We start from the raw sequence: 16,963 nt of genomic DNA, 5'->3' as shown, positions 1-16,963 counted from the left end.
ATATGATTTTTACAGTTTAAAGTATAAATACGATATAATCGCTCGCAATTTTATATATAAAAAGGATACTCTTTGAATCTCTTAAGCATTTTTTCTTTTAACTCAAATAAAAAAGAAGCCATTAAAAACGAATCATCTTCACACTGGGTAAAGTGTAAATCTTGTCACTCTTTGATGTACTACAAAGAGGTAGAAAATCAAAACTATGTCTGTCCAAAATGCGGTTTTCATCTTCGCATCGGTGTAAAAGAGAGAATAAAACTTTTAGAAGATGAAGGCTCATTTGTAGAGTATGATGCAAATCTTCATCCAGTAGACCCTATAAAATTTGTGGACTCTAAAGCTTACACAAAAAGAATAGAAGAGGGCTTTGCTAAGACTGGAAGAAAATCATCTGTGGTTAGTGGTGAGATAATTATGAACGGAGTTGATGCTCAAATTGTAATCTTTGACTTTGCCTTTATGGGTGGCTCTTTAGGCTCTGTAGAGGGTGAGAAGATAGTGCGAGCAGTAAATCGTGCTATAGAAAAAAGACAAGGTTTAGTCATACTGAGTGCTAGTGGAGGTGCGAGGATGCAAGAGAGTACTTTCTCTCTTTTGCAGATGAGTAAAACATCAGCAGCTCTTGCAAAACTTGCAAGATACAACATCCCATATATCTCAGTTTTAACAGACCCAACTATGGGTGGAGTTAGTGCTTCATTTGCAACTCTAGGCGATATTATAATCGCAGAACCGGGTGCTTTGATAGGCTTTGCAGGGCAAAGAGTAATAGAGCAGACTATAGGTTCAGCTCTTCCTGATGGTTTTCAAAGAGCGGAATTTTTGCTTGAAAAAGGATCTATCGATATGATAGTAAATAGAAATGAGCTTAAAAAGACTCTCTCAGACATGTTAACACTTCTAAAAGTTGCTTAATGAGACTCTATGCCTTATGTGACCAAGAACTCCTTGATAGAAATGAGCTCACTTTAGAAGAGTTTGTAAGAGTTGCAAAAGCTAACAAAGCAGAGATTATTCAGTATAGAAATAAAAATGCAGATATAGCTTTTATAAAGCAGCAACTTATAGCGATTAGAAAAATATATGATGGCTTTTTGATAGTAAATGATGCTTATGAGCTTGTAGAGTTTTGTGATGGCGTTCATGTAGGACAAGAGGATTTAAAATCAATAGATGCAGATGCCATTAAGGCGGTAAAGATACTTAGAAGTGTTATAAAAGAAAAACTTCTTGGCATCTCAACTCATAATGAAGCAGAAGTTCTTCTTGCAAATGAGATGGACTTAAACTATATAGGACTTGGTGCATATAGAGAGAGTTCTACAAAATCAAATATATCTACTATCTTAGGTAAAGAGTTAGACTCTATAGCCGCAAAGTCAAAGCATCTAGTCGCTGCTATTGGTGGCGTGAAACTTGATGACGAGTTTAGCAATGTTACTTATAGAGTTATAGGAAGCGGGCTTTTATAAGTGAAGATAGAGATTATTAGCATCGCAAAAAAAGAACGCTCAACTTATGATCCACTATATAAAGAGCTTACAAAAATGATATCCCGTTTTACAAAAGTGGAGGATATAGAGCTTTTTTCAAAAGATGTAACAAAAGCACACACTATCTCATCAGATGCCTCAAAAGAAGCATACACAAGAGCTTTTTCACCCTATATGGGCAGTGGCTTTTGTGTAAGTTTGCATCCTGAGGGCAAAATAATAGATAGTTTTGAATTTAGTAAGCTATTAAATGATAGAATGTCCGTTAAATTTTTCATAGGCGGCGCTTATGGATTGCATGAAGACTTTTTACAACAAAGTGATGCAGTCATAAGTTTAAGTAATCTCACAATGAGTCATAAAATAGCAAAAGTAGTTTTGCTAGAGCAGATTTATAGAGGTTTTTCAATACTGAGTAATCATCCATATCATAAATGAAGGAAAGTGTAAGTGCAAGAGAGTGAATTAAACTACTTTAAAGAGATACTAGAGAGTAGAAAAGATCAAATTGTAAAAAATATTTCGGGTGTTAATGCTGAGTTGTTTCAGTTAAGTTCTTTAGAGTTAAATGATGAGGGCGATCACGCTTCGGTAAATAACAACTCCATGGTAGAGAGTGCGATAGTAAACCAACAACAAAAAGAGTTAAGAGAGATAGAAGTCACTTTAGCAAAGATTGCCAATGGTGATTATGGTATATGTGAGATGTGTGAAGACTCGATAGGTTTTCAAAGACTAAAAGTTAAGCCTCATGCGATATACTGCATAGATTGTAGAGAGATAGTAGAGAAGTCTAGTTAAATTTTAAGGAGCGAGTTATGTATATAAAAAGATACACAATAGCATCATTGATTCTGATTGCTTTGGTGGGATGGTATGTTTATTCATATATCTCCCAAGATATTATGACACTGAATATATTTGGTATTACTCTACCAGCGATGCCAACTGCTATATGGGTGATTGTGCCTATTTTAATACTATATGTTGCGAGTGTTTTTCATATGTCTTTTTACTCAATATTGTCAAATTTTAAAGATAGAAAATATGATAAAGATTATGAGAAGATTATAGATGCAGTTGCTGAGGCTTATCTTGCAAAAGAAGAGAGAGAACATAGTTACAAAACTCCAAGATATAAATTGCTAGGTTTTATTATAGATAACTCAACTCTTTTTCCATCAGCTCTACTAAAGAGTGGAGTTGAAAATGAAAAACTTCAAAGCGTTTTAAAGGTTATAGAAGACATTAAAAGTGGTGAAGTAGTTGAGCTTAAAAAATACTCACTAAAACCACAAAATCCTTTAGTTATCCAAAATGATAAAAATCGCTACAAAAAGGGGAGCATAACAGCTGAGAATATTTTAAGTCATATAGAAAACTATGATGAGTCTTTAGTAAAAGAAGCCTATACAGGTATACTTGCAACTGCTCCGATAACTCTTATAGAACAACATAAGCAATTTTTAACAAAAGCTGGGCTTTTTATAGTTTTAGCTAGAATTAATGCTTCAAAAAACCCTTTGGAAATCTCTAATGAAGCGCTTATATCTTTGATAAATGCACTTGACTTAGATGCAAAAGACCTTATAAAAATATCAACAGCACTCTCTACTAATATGATTCCAGAACAGAGAATGAAGCTTTTTGAGATACTAAGCGAGAAGCGAGAAGATGGTTTTGAAGCTTATATATTTACTCTTTTTGACCTAGAGATGATAGCTCCTGCTAATGAACTTCTACTAAACACTCAAGAGCATGAGTACCAAAACTACAAAGCATATAGTGCGCTAAAAGAGTGTGGTAAAAATTTTAATATCAATCTTTTTATCTGATGCTTGATAAACTCTCTTTTTCTAAATCTATATATGTTCTAGCTCCTTTAGCTGGATATACAGACCTACCATTTAGAAGTGTTGCAAAAAAATTTGGAGCAGATCTAACTGTGAGTGAAATGATAAGCTCAAATGCACTTAGTCATGGCTCACAAAAAACACTCCATATGCTTAAAAAAGCAAGCATTGAAGACCCTTACTCAGTTCAAATCTCAGGTTCAGATGTAGATGTTGTAAGAAGCGCAGTTGAGATTTTAAATGAGCAAGATGGCATAGATATACTAGACTTAAATTGTGGTTGTCCTGTTCCTAAAGTTGTAGGGCATGGAAGTGGAAGCTCTCTGCTTTTAAATCTGCCTCTGATGGGAGATATCATAAAGACTATGAAAGAGACTTCAAATAAGAGTCTAACTAGTGTAAAGATAAGACTTGGATTTGAGAAAAAAAACCATATTGAGATAGCAAAAATGGTTGAGGCGAGTGGTGCAGACTTTATAGCAGTTCATGGAAGAACTAGAGCAGGGAAGTTTAAGTCTGAAGTCGATTATGATGCTATTAAAGAGATAAAAGAGTCCCTCTCTATCCCAGTTATTGCAAATGGTGATATTGACTCGTACGACAAAGCAAAGTGGGTACAAGAGCATACAGGCTGTGATGGTATTATGATTGGTCGTGGTGCAATTGGTGCTCCGTGGATTTTTCATCAGCTTTGTAGTGGAACTAGAGAGATAGATAACAAAATCAAGCATGAGATAATCATGGAGCATTTTGATAAGATGATAGAGTTTTATGGAAGCCACGGTGTGGCAATGTTTAGAAAGCATACGCACACATACTCAAAAGGCTATCAAGGTGCATCGGTGCTAAGAAATAGCGTGAATAATATATCTGACATTAGTGAATATCGTGATGTTATAGATGATTTTTTTAAAAACAATCAGCAGGTAACTTAATGGTTTATATATGTTAGAGATAAGCAAATCTATAAAAAAACTAGACGACATTGATATAGGTGATAACATTTTTCACTATGATTATAATGTAAATCATTTGCTCTCACTCATAGCTGATGGAGTAGATCAAGAAGATACCCTGTTTTTAAGTTCATACCGTTCTTTTGAAGGTGAAGTTTTTGAAAATTTTATCTATGAAAAACTCCTAAGATATGCTGAGGAAAATGACAATATAGATAAGTTTATACTTAAAGGTTTTCATCAAAGAAGACAAAAGGCACATGCAAACACACTCTCTATAAGTGAAAAACAGCAGATTGTTTATAGAACAAAGAGTAGAGAGATTAGCGAGTTTGATGCTATGTTTATTACAAAAGATAAAGAGCTATATTTTGTAGAGATGACTCTTGTAAAATCTGTTTTAAAGCTGCGAAAAAGACTTAGAAAGAAAAAAGCACTCTTAGAGACTATATTTCCAAATTATGAGATAAAAGCACTCATTATTTTAAATGAGGGTGCAACTGGGACTAGACAGTTTCCAGACTACTGTACAGTTTGGTTTACAAAAGAGTTCACAGCAAAAGATGTACTAGATTACATCCAAAATCCTGACTCAAGAGAGTTGGCTCCCATCTCAAGAATATGCTCTACAAAGATGATTGAGGCACACTCTCTTAAACTTTATCAATTTAGATACTACAACACTATGTCATGGATAACAAAGACCCTAAGGTCGCATAAAAAGTTTACACTAGATATGAACTTTTTATATAAAGATACTGTGCAGAGATACCATAATCTTTACAATAAATTTTATATAGGTTACATAGATATAGAAGATGCTAAGAAACTGCTAGATTTACAAGGTGAGTATCAAGAGGACCAGAGAGTTATAGTAGCAATAGAGAAAAAATACAATGACGAGATAGTTCTAACTTACTACTTACAAAAAAATCGTAAAAATCTCTATCTATACTCTTTTAATGACGCTCTAAAAGTCACTAAAGAGAAAAAAGATCCTTATGGTATAACCGTAACAGAAGTCTTTCATATAAATAAGATGATGGATGATAGTTATAAGCTGAGCCTATTGAGCCTAACGAAGATAAAAAAGCTTCTAAGAGCAAAGTTTGAGCGAAACTAAAAAATAGTCTCTTATGCTTCGTAAGATATAGAAGCAGCTCTTTCTTTGTAGGCTTGTAGTGGCTCTTTAGCTTCTTTTTTTGGATTTATAAGCTTGTCTAAGTCTTCTTGCCTATTTCGTAAAATTGACTCAAACTCATCTTGAGTTGAGGGTTTATCATCTGTAAACTTATCAAGTAAAATATTGTTTGAGCCCATAAGTACTAAATAACTTTGCTCACCAAAATCAAGCATAACCACACTACTTGAGCTATCAATGTTCTTTTGAAATCTAATGGAGACATTCTCATCGCCCTTAGAAGTTCGCTGCATCTGAGTGTTGTTTTGTGTTGAAGAGTTGTATGTCCACTTATTTGTTTTAGACTCTTTTGGCGCCATCTTTTTCTTTAGATATATCAAAATCAAAATACCGATTATTAAAATAGCTATAACTATATAGTAACTCTGTGACATGCCAGAATCTTGCTTAGTTGGCAGAAGTGCTAAAGGATTGTTTGATGGAACTGGTGTTTTTGTTTTAGTAGATGGAGTTGGAGTGCTTAAGTGAAATCTTAGTCTAAGTCCGTAAGCATCAGAAGTTTTAGAGGCTTGTAGTTCTACTGATGGAGCAACCGATGCTACTATTTGAGTATATCCTGACATCGGTGTTATACTGATGGAGTGTAGAAACTTTGAAGATAGTTTTTTTGTCTTAAATGACTCTATATTTGCATCTATTAGCTTTATAGTGATGATGGAGTTAGAAACACTCTGTTTTATAACACCCTCATAAGGAGTATCAAAAGTTATCATAACATCTGCTCTATCTGTTCTATCATAGATGTTATAACTTAAAATTTTTGATGCATTTAAAACTAGAGGAAGAAGAGCGATAAGCAGAAGTCTAATCATAGTCTCTCTTTAGAAAGATGATATAAAACTGCACTAGAATCTAGTATCTCATTTATACGAATAGCGAGGTTTTTTTCATAAACCATAACTTCACCCTTACCTAAAATACGACCATTAACATAGGTCTCGACACTCTCTCCAGCTGGTTTTTTAAGGTCAATAATGGCATCTTTTTTTAGGTCTAGTATCTCAGCTATAGTCTTCTCAGTCTCTCCTAAATCTGCAATAAACTCTACTTCCATATCTAGAAGACCACTATAGTTCATCCATGAGAGTTCTTTGTCTGCATTATAGGGAGGTTGAGATTCTCCATAGTAATATTTACTTTTTTTAGCCAATTTATATCTCCTTGATGGCTAACACCATCTCGTCACTATCTATCTTAATAGTCTTTGCCTCATCAAAATCACAGTCAAAAACATCTACCTTCTCAAAGCGAGGTGTTGCTATAGTGTAAGATTTATCAGCATTTTGAGCTAGAACTTTAGCACTTCCTATAATAAGGTTTGTTGTCTCTAATGTCATATCTATGAGAGTCTCTTCATCGCTTTCATCTTCTTCTAAAAAAACTTTTGAGACTCTTTGCATAAAACCTAAGTCTGATGCTAAATATACTCTAAATTGTTTAGGTTCAGCCGTTTGTATATCTATGTAAGCAATAAGTGTTCTCTTTTTAGGTATAACATCACTAACACTGTGAGCAACACGGATTTGATGAATGCAAAAATTTTCTGAAGCTTCTATTATTGTTTTTAACATTTATGCCCTTTATTGAACTTGATTATACTTCATCCAATCTCAAAGCAAAATTAAACTCTTTAGAATAAAACAACTATAAAGCCTACTAGATGTATAATTCGAAAAAAGTTTAATGGCTATTAATGATTGAGTTACTGTTTCTTGGTGCTACTGTTGGAGTTCTCTCTGGTTTTTTTGGTATAGGAGGTGGAACAATTTTAGTTCCACTTCTGTTAATACTAGGCTATGAGGTAAAGATTGCCATAGGAATAGCAGTAGTTCAGATGGTCTTTAGCTCTGTTTATGGTAGCTATCTAAACCATAAAAAAGGTACATTAGATAGTGCCATGATTGGTGTTATCGGTGTTGGTGGCTTTATAGGAGCTCTGCTTAGCGGAAATATCGCTTCTAGTTTTGATGATGTAACTTTAGAGATAATATTTTTAGCCTTTGCTCTCTTTGCCCTTATGAGACTCTTTATCAAGACAAAAGAGGAGTTACCTCAAAGAGAAGTGAGCAAAATTTGGCTCTTTATTATAGGTTTTATTTTGGGTGCAATTAGTATGACTATTGGAGTTGGTGGTAGTATACTGCTTGTTCCCATCTTGGTTGGTTTTTTACATGTACCACTAAAAAAAGCTATATCTGCAGGTCTATTTTTTGTGGTTTTCTCATCTATTGCAGGACTAATTTCTCATGCAAAGATAGGACATGTGGATTTTTTTAGTGGAGTTACAATAGGATTGGCATCTCTATTTGGAGTCTATATAGGTATACATTTAAAAGATAGGGTTGGTATTGTGCTACAAAAGAGACTTCTTGTTATCTTTTACTTTTTAGTTGTAGCATATTTAATACAAAGAATATTTATTTAGGAATTTAAAAATGAAAAAAGATTTTATAACAATAACTGGTGCAAGAGAAAATAATTTAAAAAATATTAATTTACAAATCCCAAAAAATTCCCTTGTTGTTATGACTGGTATTAGTGGAAGCGGTAAGTCAACTCTAGCTTTTGATACACTTTACGCAGAGGGACAAAGAAGGTATATGGAGTCTTTGTCCTCTTATGCAAGACAGTTTTTAGACCGTGTTGGAAAGCCTGATGTTGACAAGATTGAAGGACTTACTCCAGCTATCGCGATAGATCAAAAAACAACTTCTAAAAATCCTCGCTCAACTGTTGGGACTATTACAGAGATTTATGACTATTTTAGACTTTTGTATGCAAGAGTTGGTGTGCAGCACTGCCATAAATGCCAAAAAGTCATCTCACAGATGTCAGCAGCAGATATCATAGTTGAAGTTGCAAAGCTTCCAGAGGGTGCAAAACTGGCTCTTTTAGCTCCACTTGTTCGTGAGAAAAAGGGCTCATATGCTGATTTGCTTGAATCTTTAGTTCATAAAGGTTATGTAAGGGCCATGATAGATGGTGTGATGGTTAGACTCGATGAAGAGATAGAGCTTAGTAAGACTAAAAAACATACTATCAAGGTTGTTATAGATAGAGTTGTAGTAAAGGCTGAAAATAAAGAGAGAATAGCAGCTGATGTTGAAAAGGCTCTAAAAGAGAGTTACGGAGAGCTTGAGATTGATATACTAAACCACGAAGAGCTTGGTCTAAAACAGAGTAACATTCACTATAGCGAGCATAATGCTTGTTTTGACTGTAAGATAAGTTTTGACCCTCTTGAACCATTATCATTTTCATTTAATTCGCCAAAAGGAGCTTGTAGTGAGTGTGATGGTTTAGGGCTTCGCTACGCACTAGACCATGAGAAGATAATAGACATTGACCTCCCTGTTGAAAAAGGGGCTGTAAAGATAGTTTATGGTTTTAATAAGGGTTACTACTTTACATTTTTAAAAGGTTTTTGTGAGCATAATGATATAGATATAACTGTGCCATACTCAGAATTACCAGAGCATCAGAAAAAAGCGATACTTCATGGTGGGATAGATGAAGTTACATTTCTTTGGAAAAACCATAAGGTAAAAAGAATTTGGCCGGGCATCATAAAAATAGCTTACGACATGTTCAAGGATGAAAAAGAGTTGGCTGACTATATGAGTGAGAGAACTTGTAATATCTGTGAATCTCATAGACTAAAAAGAGAGTCTTTGGCTGTTAGAGTAGGAGATAAAGGCATTGCTGAGATTTTAGATATGCCAATTTCTAAGACTTATGAGTGGTTTGCAGATACCAAAAACTTTGAACATTTTGATGCTCAAGATACTCAAGTAGCACAGCCAATACTAAATGAGATAAGAGAGAGACTCTACTTCTTACACGATGTTGGGCTTGGCTATATTACTCTAGGACGTGATGCAAGAACTATAAGCGGTGGAGAGGCCCAAAGAATTCGTATCGCTTCACAGATAGGAAGTGGTTTAACTGGAGTTTTATATGTCTTAGATGAACCGAGCATTGGACTTCATGAGAGAGATACAAAAAAACTCATCCGCACACTAAGAAGTTTGCAAGAAAAAGGCAATAGTGTTATCGTGGTTGAGCATGATAAAGAGACAATTATAAATGCTGATTATATTGTAGATATTGGTCCTGGGGCAGGGAACTTTGGTGGAGAAGTTGTCTTTAGTGGAACGCTAGATAAACTAAGAAAAGCTAAAACTCTTACCTCAGACTATCTCTATGGAAGAAAAAAAATAGAGTACTTTTATAGACGAGAGCAAGATAAATATATAGAGATAAAAAATGTAACTATAAACAATATTAAAGATTTGAGTGCGAGGATTCCTTTAAATAACTTTGTTTGTATAACAGGTGTGAGCGGAAGCGGAAAGAGTTCACTTATGCTTCAAACTCTACTTCCAACTGCAAGAGAGCTTCTAAATCATGCTAGAAAAGTTAACAAAGTAGCAGGTGTTGAGATTACAGGATTAGAGCATGTTGATAAGGTTATCTATCTTGATCAAAGCCCAATTGGTAGAACTCCTCGCTCAAACCCTGCAACTTATACAGGCGTGATGGATGAGATAAGAAACCTTTTTTCTCAAACAAAAGAGTCACAAATAAGAGGATATACAACTTCAAGATTTAGCTTCAATGTCAAAGGTGGCAGATGCGAAAAGTGTCAAGGCGAAGGTGAGATAAAGATAGAGATGCACTTCTTACCAGACATCATGGTTAAGTGTGATACTTGTAATGGTACCAGATACAATCAACAGACTTTAGAAGTTTTTTATAAGGGTAAAAATATCTCTGATGTGTTGAAGATGAGTGTTGATGAAGCTTTTGAATTTTTTAAACCAATCCCAAAAATTCATCAAAAAATGAAAACACTAGTTGATGTTGGACTTGGTTATATTACTTTAGGGCAAAATGCAGTAACACTCTCAGGTGGAGAGGCTCAAAGGATAAAACTAAGTAAAGAACTGAGTCGAAAAGATACAGGTAAAACGCTCTACATCTTAGACGAGCCTACAACAGGGCTTCACTTTGCGGATGTTGACAGACTTACAAAAGTACTTCATCATTTTGTAGAGCTTGGAAATAGTGTTTTGATAATAGAGCATAATTTAGATATGATTAAGAATGCTGACTGGATTATAGATATGGGTCCAGAGGGAGGCTCAGGTGGTGGACTTATCATAGCCGAAGGCTCTCCTGAGGATTTGATTGAAAATTATAAAAAAACCAAGAGTTATACAGCTGAGTATTTGATAAAAGAGTTAGAGCAAGAATAGGAGAAAATATGGATAAAACATTTGAAGAGGTATTAGAGTTTAGACACGCTTGCAAGGTTTTTGATGAATCAAAAAAGATTCCGCAAGAAGACTTGGAGTTTATACTAGATGCTGCAAGACGTGCTCCTTCCTCTTTTGGTATGGAGGCTTGGAAGTTTTTAATTATAACAAACGAAGAGTTAAAAGCAAAGTTAAGACCACATTGTTGGGATCAAGTACAGATAACTTCTTGTTCGCATCTAGTTGTAATTTTGGCTGGCATCGAGAGTGTAAAAGTAGAATCTGGCATACCAAAGAAAAGATTTGCAAGACGAGAGATGCCCCAAGATAAATTAGAATTTTATCTTAAGCTTTATGCAGATCATCTAAAAGATACACTAAGTAGTGATAAAAATATTTACGCTTGGACTGCAAAACAGACTGCATTTGCAGCGGCAAATATGATGAGTGCGGCAGCTGTTAAAGGAGTTGACTCTTGTCCTATAGAGGGTTATGATAAAGATGCTGTTGAGAGTATTTTAGGGCTTGATAAAGCAAAGTTTAGACTCTCTATGCTACTTCCCCTAGGCTATAGGGTAAATGAGCAATCTTCGCAGATAAGATTAAGCTTTGATGAAGTAGTAGAGTATATAGAGTAGAGGAGTTGGTTATGAGAGTATTTTATATGTCGGTTTTGAGTCTATTTTTGCTTGTAGGATGTGCAACAAATAAGGGTCCTCTTTATGATGGAAGTAGTTATAAGCAAATGAAGCGTATTGAGATAGGGCGAGTTATAAAACAGAGACCTGTCGTTATAAGTGATAATGGCACAGGAACATTTTTGGGAGCTGTTGTAGGTGCAGTTTTAGGTTCAACCGTAGGTAGAGGAAGCGGAACAACTCTAGCAATGCTTGGCGGTGGCTTAGCTGGTGGATATGCTGGAAAAGAGATAGGAAAAGCAAATGGTGCAGAGCTTACAGTTGAGTTAGAGAGTGGTGAGATGGTTGTAGTTGTTGTTAAAGGAAGTGATTTTATTGCAGTAGGTGATCGTGTTAAAATCATAAAAGATGGTAACAAAGTAGCTCAAGTTGATAAGATAAGCAACTAAGTTTTGCTTTAAAAACTAAGAGTATAATTACAAAAATTTTTTAAAGGTCAATATAAATGTCAACATATATTTTTGGGCACACTAATCCAGACTCTGATTCTATAGTAGGAGCAATTTCTCTAGCTTATCTTAAAAACAAACTTGGTGAAGATTGTGTAGCTACTCGTCAAGGTGAAATTTCTCCTGAAACTGAGTTTATACTAAACAAGTTTGGCGCTGATGTACCAGAACTAAAAACTTCTTATGCAGGAGAGAGTGTCTACTTGGTTGATTTCTCAGATCTAGCTCAAGCTCCAGCAGATATTATGGAGGCTACTATTTTAGGGATTTATGACCATCATAAACTAGGTGATATAACTACTTCAACCCCATTAGAGTGTTGGATACGGCCTATTGGCAGTTCAAACACTGTTATAAAAGAAGCATATGATTATCACGGTATAGATATTCCAAAAGATATAGCAGGGATGATGATGTGTGCTATACTTAGTGATACCGTTATCTTTAAGTCTCCAACTTGTACAAAACTAGATACAAAAGTAGTTAAAGAGTTAGCTAAAATAGCGGATATTGAGGATTATAAAGCCCTTGGCATGGAGATGTTTATAGTAAAATCAGCTGTAGAAGGAGCTAGTGCAAGAGAGCTAAATACTCGTGACTATAAAGAGTTTGTTATGGGCAGTGATAAGCTTGGAGTTGGACAACTTGAAGTGGTTGACTTGAGTGTTTTTGATGGGATTAAAAATGACCTATTTGAAGATATGAAAAAACTAAAAGAGCAGAACAATCTTCATAGTGTTATCATTCTTCTCACTGACATTATGAGAGAAGGCTCTCAAATGCTAGTTATTAGTGATGATGATAGTAAAATTGAGCGTGCATTTAAGTGCAAACTTGAGAACTCACAAGCGTGGCTTGATGGAGTTTTAAGCCGTAAAAAGCAGGTTATTCCATTTCTTCAAGCACAGTTTTAAGTTTACTGGATTAAAAATCTATTAAAATAAACCTCTTCTATCTCTCCTTCTGAGAGATAAGTGTTTATGTTTTTAACTAACTCTTTTTTCATTCTATGGTTTGTTACTCTGGCGCTATTTGAGTTTGAAAAAGTATGAATAACTGCATCTCTTAGTACATCGCCTTTAGCTAAAATCTCATTTTTTGCAGCCCCTGTACTTATCCAAGCATTTTTATTTTTCTCTTTATACTTTAGTGATATGTTAAGTATAAGCTTTTTATCCCCAGCAATATTTACAGTAAAGTCGCCTAGATTTGCCATAGTAGAGCTTTTAACAGTCACTCTGTTAGTATAAAATCTCTCTTTTGCAAACTCCTGTTTTCTTTTTGATGGATTTTGCATCTTATCTCTTATATTGTTGATGCCGTAATCTTCTTCATTGTACTTTTTTAAGTTTTTGAAATCTGAATTTGATACGCCATAGACAATCATTAAAACAAGAAGAACTGATATGATAAGTAATATAAATATTTTTATAATTTTTTGCAACATGGTCATTTACTCAACATAAAGATATCTTTTTATCTTTTTAGTAGGAGTTTTTACAAATGGCTCTATTTGTTCTATAAACTTAACCATCTTAGAAGATGAGGCTACTTGATCATTTACTTTAAGTCGTAACTCTTCTAAAAATTCTGTTATATCTTCTTTGACCTTTGCATCAGAGTTTTTGCTAGCATTAAATCTCTCATCTAATAGTTCATAGTCTAAGTGAACTCTTGCTACTAATCTAGAGTTTTGCTCTATTACTAGTGAATCAAGCACAGCCTCATCTTGATTTATGATGGACTCTAGTTGTTCTGGATATATATTTTTGCCATCTGAGCCGATGATAACATTTTTGCTTCTACCTCTAATAAAGAGATAACCGTCCTCATCTATATAGCCCAAGTCTCCAGTTAAGAGCCAACCGTCTTCCATCACTTCATCAGTTTTTTCTTTGTCTTTGTAGTATCCTAACATCACGCTTGGGGATGAAGCGATAATTTCTCCCTCTTTAGTGATAGGGTCTGCATCTTTAATCTTAAGAGTAACTCCATAAAAAGCTGGACCAGTTGATCTGTACTTTGGAGGAAGATTAATGTTTGTACCAGCTAACAAAGGTGCAGTCTCAGTTAAACCATAACCAACGGTATAAGGAAATTCAGCCTCTAGAAGGAACTTCTCAACATATGGTGAAAGAGCCGCTCCACCTATACCAAAAAATCTAAGCCTGCCGCCAAAGGTCTCTAAGAGTTTTTTTCCAGCTATTTTGTTTAATTTTTTTCGTATAAAGCTGTTTTTATAGAGGTTTCTCATAATAAAAGAGCCTGTAAACTTTGGTAAGACTCTGTTTTTGTAAATCTTCTCTATAATTAGAGGCACGCTTAGCATCATCGTCGGCTTTACAATCTCAAAAGCTTTTAGTAAAACACTTGGAGTTGGTGTTTTGTCAATATATACAACACTTGAACCATGCAGTATGGGAACTATCAGCCCAACTGTACATTCATAAGTGTGAGCTAGTGGAAGTATGGATAAAAAGACATCATCTTTTGTTATCTCTAAAATGGAGTGAGTTGAGAGAGCATTTGTTACAATGTTTTTGTGACTTAGCATAACACCTTTTGAGTGTCCTGTTGTTCCTGATGTGTATATAATAGCGGCTAAATCATCCTCTTTTGGCTCTTTTGTAGCTGTGTTTGATAGTTTTTTTGCCATCTCTTTGGTTCTTTTTGCAAGCTCGCCGAGGTGGCTTTTATTTATAGACTCATCAATAATTTTAAGGCTATCTAGCTCTATAGCAAACTCTAAATCAGTGTTGTTACTCTCTTCTAGTGTGCTTATATGCTTGCGAGATACAAAAGCCGCTTTTGCTTCAGAGTGGCGAAGTATATGAAGAACCTCTGATGGATGAAAGTCTGGAAGTACAGGTACTATAACGGCACCGATATAAGTAACACTAAAGTAAGCTATGCCCCAATTTGGCATATTTTGGCTAAGAAGTACTACCTTATCGCCATGAGAGATACCATTGTCTTGAAGTAGTTTTACAGTCTCTTGTACTTTTTGCCCAAACTCTCTATACTTCATGGGTACTTCTGAGAGTTTGCTTAGTGCATTGTTGTCTCCATAGAGTTTAATTGAACGATTTAATAGACTTGGTAATGTATAGTTGTCTAAATTTTCATAAGGGTATGTCATAACTAATCTCTTATTTTAATTTGATTGAGTATCATTATACTTAAAAATGAGATACCTTGAGTAGAAGAAGTAAAAATAACCAAACAAAACGAAACACTGTAGAGTTTAGCGAAAAAGATTTTTTGCCAACAACAAAAGCAGAGATGGATGCTCTTGGCTGGGATAAATGCGATGTTATCCTAGTTAGTGGAGATGCATATATAGACTCTCCTTTTATCGGTGTGGCAATGGTTGGTCGGATGCTAGAGAGACTCGGTTATAGGGTTGGAATGATAGGTCAGCCTGATATAAATAGTGGCGTTGATATAAAAAGGCTAGGTGAACCTAGACTCTACTGGGGCGTGAGCGGTGGAAGTGTTGATAGTATGGTTAGTAACTATACTGCTACAAAAAAGTTTAGAAATACAGATGACTATACTCCCGGTGGAAAAAACGACAAAAGGCCAGACCGAGCTCTTAGTGTTTACTGCAATCTTATAAGAAGATACTTTAAGGGAACAGTTCCTCTGGTTATAGGGGGAATCGAAGCCTCCCTCAGACGTGTAAGTCATTATGACTACTGGCAAAACAAGCTAAAAAAGCCAATACTCTTTGACTCAAAGGCTGATATTCTTATCTATGGGATGGGTGAGATAGCACTAGAGGAGCTAACTCGTGCTATAGAAGAAGCAAGCGACTATACACATATCAGAGGAGTTTGCTACATCTCAAAAGAGCCAAAATATGAATATATACAACTTCCATCACATCAAGAGTGCGTGGATGATAAAGAGCGTTACATCGACCTATTTGATGATTTTTACGATAATAATGACCCCATCAGTGCAAGAGGACTCTGCCAAAAAGTGGATGATAGATATCTTATACAAAATCCACCCTGTGACTATTTAAACCAAGAGGAGATGGATGCAAACTCCAACTTACCCTTTACAAGAGAGCTGCATCCTTACTATAGAAAGTTTGGAAAGGTTAAGTGCCTAGAGACTATAAAATTTTCCATCATGACTCATCATGGATGCTGGGGAGAGTGTAACTTTTGTGCCATCGGTGTTCATCAGGGTAGAACCATCAGAACTAGAACAGAAGCCAATATTTTAGAAGAAGCAAAAGAGTTTAACAAGTATAAAGACTACAAAGGTATCATAAGTGATGTCGGTGGTCCCACTGCAAATATGTATGGCTATGAGTGTGTTAAAAAGCTTAAAAAAGGTACTTGTGATGATATACGCTGTGTAGATGCAGAAAGGCTTTGTAAGGTTATGCATGTGAATCATGAAAGAAACATCAACCTACTTAGAAAGGTAAGAGAAGTAGAAGGAGTTAGGAAAGCCTTTGTTGCGTCTGGAGTTAGATATGATCTTATTACTGCGGATAAAAAACATGGATATTCATACTTAAAAGAGATGGTAGAGCATCACATCTCTGGGCAGATGAAAGTAGCTCCCGAGCATACACAGCAACATGTTTTAGAGCTTATGGGAAAACCTGGTAAAGGGACTCTAGTTGACTTTAAAAAGCTATATGATAGGCTAAACAGAGAGTCAGGTAAAAATCAATTTTTAACCTACTATCTTATAGCTGCACATCCTGGATGTGAGGAGAAAGATATGCATGAGCTAAAGCGTTTTACAACAGATGAGCTAAAGATGAACCCAGAACAAGCTCAAGTCTTTACTCCCACACCTAGCACTTACTCCGCAGTTATGTACTACACAGAGTTAGATCCAAAATCGCGAAAGAAAATTTTTGTAGAAAAAGATACAAAAAGAAAAGAGAAACAGAAGCAAATAGTCGTAGCAAAAGAGTGCTTTAAGAGTGGATTTGCATCATAAATACTAAAAAATATGAATAATGTGACAAATAAATGACACTATTGATTTAAACTATACAAGATAAAATCAATTGAGGTAGAG

The 16,963-nt window shown here is 35.1% G+C and carries 18 protein-coding genes; 13 read left to right on the top strand and 5 right to left on the bottom strand.

What is annotated here, in order from left to right:
- Window positions 1-72 precede the first annotated feature (72 nt).
- From accD to M947_RS13030, 7 genes are read left to right on the top strand one after another with little or no spacing between them, the layout of a single operon-like run.
- A complete protein-coding gene (accD, locus tag M947_RS13060; RefSeq protein ID WP_021286471.1) occupies window positions 73-918 on the top strand; it encodes an acetyl-CoA carboxylase, carboxyltransferase subunit beta in 846 nt (281 codons plus the stop codon).
- Entirely contained in the window at window positions 918-1,475 is a 558-nt protein-coding gene (locus M947_RS13055) for a thiamine phosphate synthase (protein WP_021286470.1), read from the top strand. Before accD ends, M947_RS13055 begins: the two co-directional genes overlap by 1 nt.
- Entirely contained in the window at window positions 1,476-1,934 is a 459-nt protein-coding gene (locus M947_RS13050) for a 23S rRNA (pseudouridine(1915)-N(3))-methyltransferase RlmH (protein WP_021286469.1), read from the top strand.
- Window positions 1,935-1,946: 12 nt separating this feature from the next.
- The gene (gene dksA, locus M947_RS13045; protein ID WP_021286468.1) at window positions 1,947-2,297 is read left to right on the top strand and encodes an RNA polymerase-binding protein DksA; all 351 of its coding nucleotides are present in this window, start codon (window positions 1,947-1,949) and stop codon (window positions 2,295-2,297) included.
- Window positions 2,298-2,314: 17 nt separating this feature from the next.
- Window positions 2,315-3,331, top strand: a complete 1,017-nt coding sequence (locus tag M947_RS13040; protein ID WP_021286467.1) for a hypothetical protein — start codon at window positions 2,315-2,317, stop codon at window positions 3,329-3,331.
- Complete coding sequence (gene dusB, locus M947_RS13035) at window positions 3,331-4,284, top strand: tRNA dihydrouridine synthase DusB (protein ID WP_021286466.1); 954 nt, start codon at window positions 3,331-3,333, stop codon at window positions 4,282-4,284. Before M947_RS13040 ends, dusB begins: the two co-directional genes overlap by 1 nt.
- 10 nt (window positions 4,285-4,294) lie before the next feature.
- The gene (locus M947_RS13030) at window positions 4,295-5,428 is read left to right on the top strand and encodes a hypothetical protein (protein ID WP_021286465.1); all 1,134 of its coding nucleotides are present in this window, start codon (window positions 4,295-4,297) and stop codon (window positions 5,426-5,428) included.
- A gap of 11 nt (window positions 5,429-5,439) precedes the next feature.
- On the opposite strand, the gene M947_RS13025 is transcribed toward M947_RS13030, so the two are convergent.
- Genes M947_RS13025 through M947_RS13015 form a run of 3 tightly spaced genes read right to left on the bottom strand, consistent with a single transcriptional unit; the run spans window position 5,440 to window position 7,077 of the window.
- Entirely contained in the window at window positions 5,440-6,318 is an 879-nt protein-coding gene (locus M947_RS13025; RefSeq protein WP_021286464.1) for a hypothetical protein, read from the bottom strand.
- Window positions 6,315-6,656, bottom strand: a complete 342-nt coding sequence (gene fliN, locus M947_RS13020; protein ID WP_021286463.1) for a flagellar motor switch protein FliN — start codon at window positions 6,654-6,656, stop codon at window positions 6,315-6,317. The genes M947_RS13025 and fliN overlap by 4 nt, the downstream gene beginning before the upstream one ends.
- A gap of 1 nt (window position 6,657) precedes the next feature.
- Window positions 6,658-7,077 carry a chemotaxis protein CheX gene (locus M947_RS13015; RefSeq protein WP_021286462.1) on the bottom strand — a complete coding sequence of 140 codons (420 nt, stop codon included), beginning with the start codon at window positions 7,075-7,077 and terminating at the stop codon, window positions 6,658-6,660.
- A 122-nt stretch (window positions 7,078-7,199) separates the two neighbouring features.
- On the opposite strand from M947_RS13015, the gene M947_RS13010 reads away from it, so the two are divergent.
- From M947_RS13010 to M947_RS12990, 5 genes are read left to right on the top strand one after another with little or no spacing between them, the layout of a single operon-like run.
- Entirely contained in the window at window positions 7,200-7,931 is a 732-nt protein-coding gene (locus tag M947_RS13010) for a sulfite exporter TauE/SafE family protein (protein ID WP_021286461.1), read from the top strand.
- 10 nt (window positions 7,932-7,941) lie between these two features.
- Window positions 7,942-10,764: an excinuclease ABC subunit UvrA gene (gene uvrA / locus M947_RS13005; protein ID WP_021286460.1), complete on the top strand. Its 2,823-nt coding sequence runs from the start codon at window positions 7,942-7,944 to the stop codon at window positions 10,762-10,764.
- A gap of 8 nt (window positions 10,765-10,772) precedes the next feature.
- Complete coding sequence (locus M947_RS13000) at window positions 10,773-11,402, top strand: NAD(P)H-dependent oxidoreductase (protein ID WP_021286459.1); 630 nt, start codon at window positions 10,773-10,775, stop codon at window positions 11,400-11,402.
- Window positions 11,403-11,413: 11 nt separating this feature from the next.
- Window positions 11,414-11,851: an outer membrane lipoprotein gene (locus M947_RS12995; protein ID WP_021286458.1), complete on the top strand. Its 438-nt coding sequence runs from the start codon at window positions 11,414-11,416 to the stop codon at window positions 11,849-11,851.
- A 56-nt stretch (window positions 11,852-11,907) separates the two neighbouring features.
- Window positions 11,908-12,825 carry a manganese-dependent inorganic pyrophosphatase gene (locus M947_RS12990; protein ID WP_021286457.1) on the top strand — a complete coding sequence of 306 codons (918 nt, stop codon included), beginning with the start codon at window positions 11,908-11,910 and terminating at the stop codon, window positions 12,823-12,825.
- A gap of 2 nt (window positions 12,826-12,827) precedes the next feature.
- Here M947_RS12990 and M947_RS12985 read toward each other — a convergent pair whose 3' ends face one another.
- Both M947_RS12985 and M947_RS12980 read right to left on the bottom strand, forming a co-directional pair.
- Window positions 12,828-13,358 (bottom strand): flagellar basal body-associated FliL family protein, encoded by a 531-nt coding sequence (locus M947_RS12985; RefSeq protein WP_031347775.1) that lies wholly within the window; start codon window positions 13,356-13,358, stop codon window positions 12,828-12,830.
- Window positions 13,359-13,364: 6 nt separating this feature from the next.
- A complete protein-coding gene (locus M947_RS12980; RefSeq protein ID WP_021286455.1) occupies window positions 13,365-15,050 on the bottom strand; it encodes an AMP-binding protein in 1,686 nt (561 codons plus the stop codon).
- Window positions 15,051-15,172: 122 nt separating this feature from the next.
- Between M947_RS12980 and M947_RS12975 the strand changes: the two genes are divergently transcribed.
- Window positions 15,173-16,882 carry a YgiQ family radical SAM protein gene (locus tag M947_RS12975; RefSeq protein ID WP_281166937.1) on the top strand — a complete coding sequence of 570 codons (1,710 nt, stop codon included), beginning with the start codon at window positions 15,173-15,175 and terminating at the stop codon, window positions 16,880-16,882.
- The last annotated feature ends 81 nt before the right edge of the window (window positions 16,883-16,963 follow it).

This window comes from Sulfurimonas hongkongensis (assembly GCF_000445475.1).
GTDB lineage: Bacteria > Campylobacterota > Campylobacteria > Campylobacterales > Sulfurimonadaceae > Sulfurimonas > Sulfurimonas hongkongensis.
Note: the sequence above shows the minus strand (reverse complement) of the source record. Positions and strands in the feature narration are given on the sequence as shown.

Coding starts and splice junctions, on each gene's coding strand:
- M947_RS13030 (WP_021286465.1), top strand. CDS start 4,295: ATGTTAGAGATAAGCAAATCTATAAAAAAACTAGACGACATTGATATA.
- M947_RS13025 (WP_021286464.1), bottom strand. CDS start 6,318: ATGATTAGACTTCTGCTTATCGCTCTTCTTCCTCTAGTTTTAAATGCA.
- M947_RS12995 (WP_021286458.1), top strand. CDS start 11,414: ATGAGAGTATTTTATATGTCGGTTTTGAGTCTATTTTTGCTTGTAGGA.
- uvrA (WP_021286460.1), top strand. CDS start 7,942: ATGAAAAAAGATTTTATAACAATAACTGGTGCAAGAGAAAATAATTTA.
- M947_RS12980 (WP_021286455.1), bottom strand. CDS start 15,050: ATGACATACCCTTATGAAAATTTAGACAACTATACATTACCAAGTCTA.
- M947_RS12985 (WP_031347775.1), bottom strand. CDS start 13,358: ATGTTGCAAAAAATTATAAAAATATTTATATTACTTATCATATCAGTT.
- M947_RS13000 (WP_021286459.1), top strand. CDS start 10,773: ATGGATAAAACATTTGAAGAGGTATTAGAGTTTAGACACGCTTGCAAG.
- M947_RS12990 (WP_021286457.1), top strand. CDS start 11,908: ATGTCAACATATATTTTTGGGCACACTAATCCAGACTCTGATTCTATA.
- M947_RS13010 (WP_021286461.1), top strand. CDS start 7,200: ATGATTGAGTTACTGTTTCTTGGTGCTACTGTTGGAGTTCTCTCTGGT.
- M947_RS13015 (WP_021286462.1), bottom strand. CDS start 7,077: ATGTTAAAAACAATAATAGAAGCTTCAGAAAATTTTTGCATTCATCAA.
- dusB (WP_021286466.1), top strand. CDS start 3,331: ATGCTTGATAAACTCTCTTTTTCTAAATCTATATATGTTCTAGCTCCT.
- M947_RS13040 (WP_021286467.1), top strand. CDS start 2,315: ATGTATATAAAAAGATACACAATAGCATCATTGATTCTGATTGCTTTG.
- M947_RS13055 (WP_021286470.1), top strand. CDS start 918: ATGAGACTCTATGCCTTATGTGACCAAGAACTCCTTGATAGAAATGAG.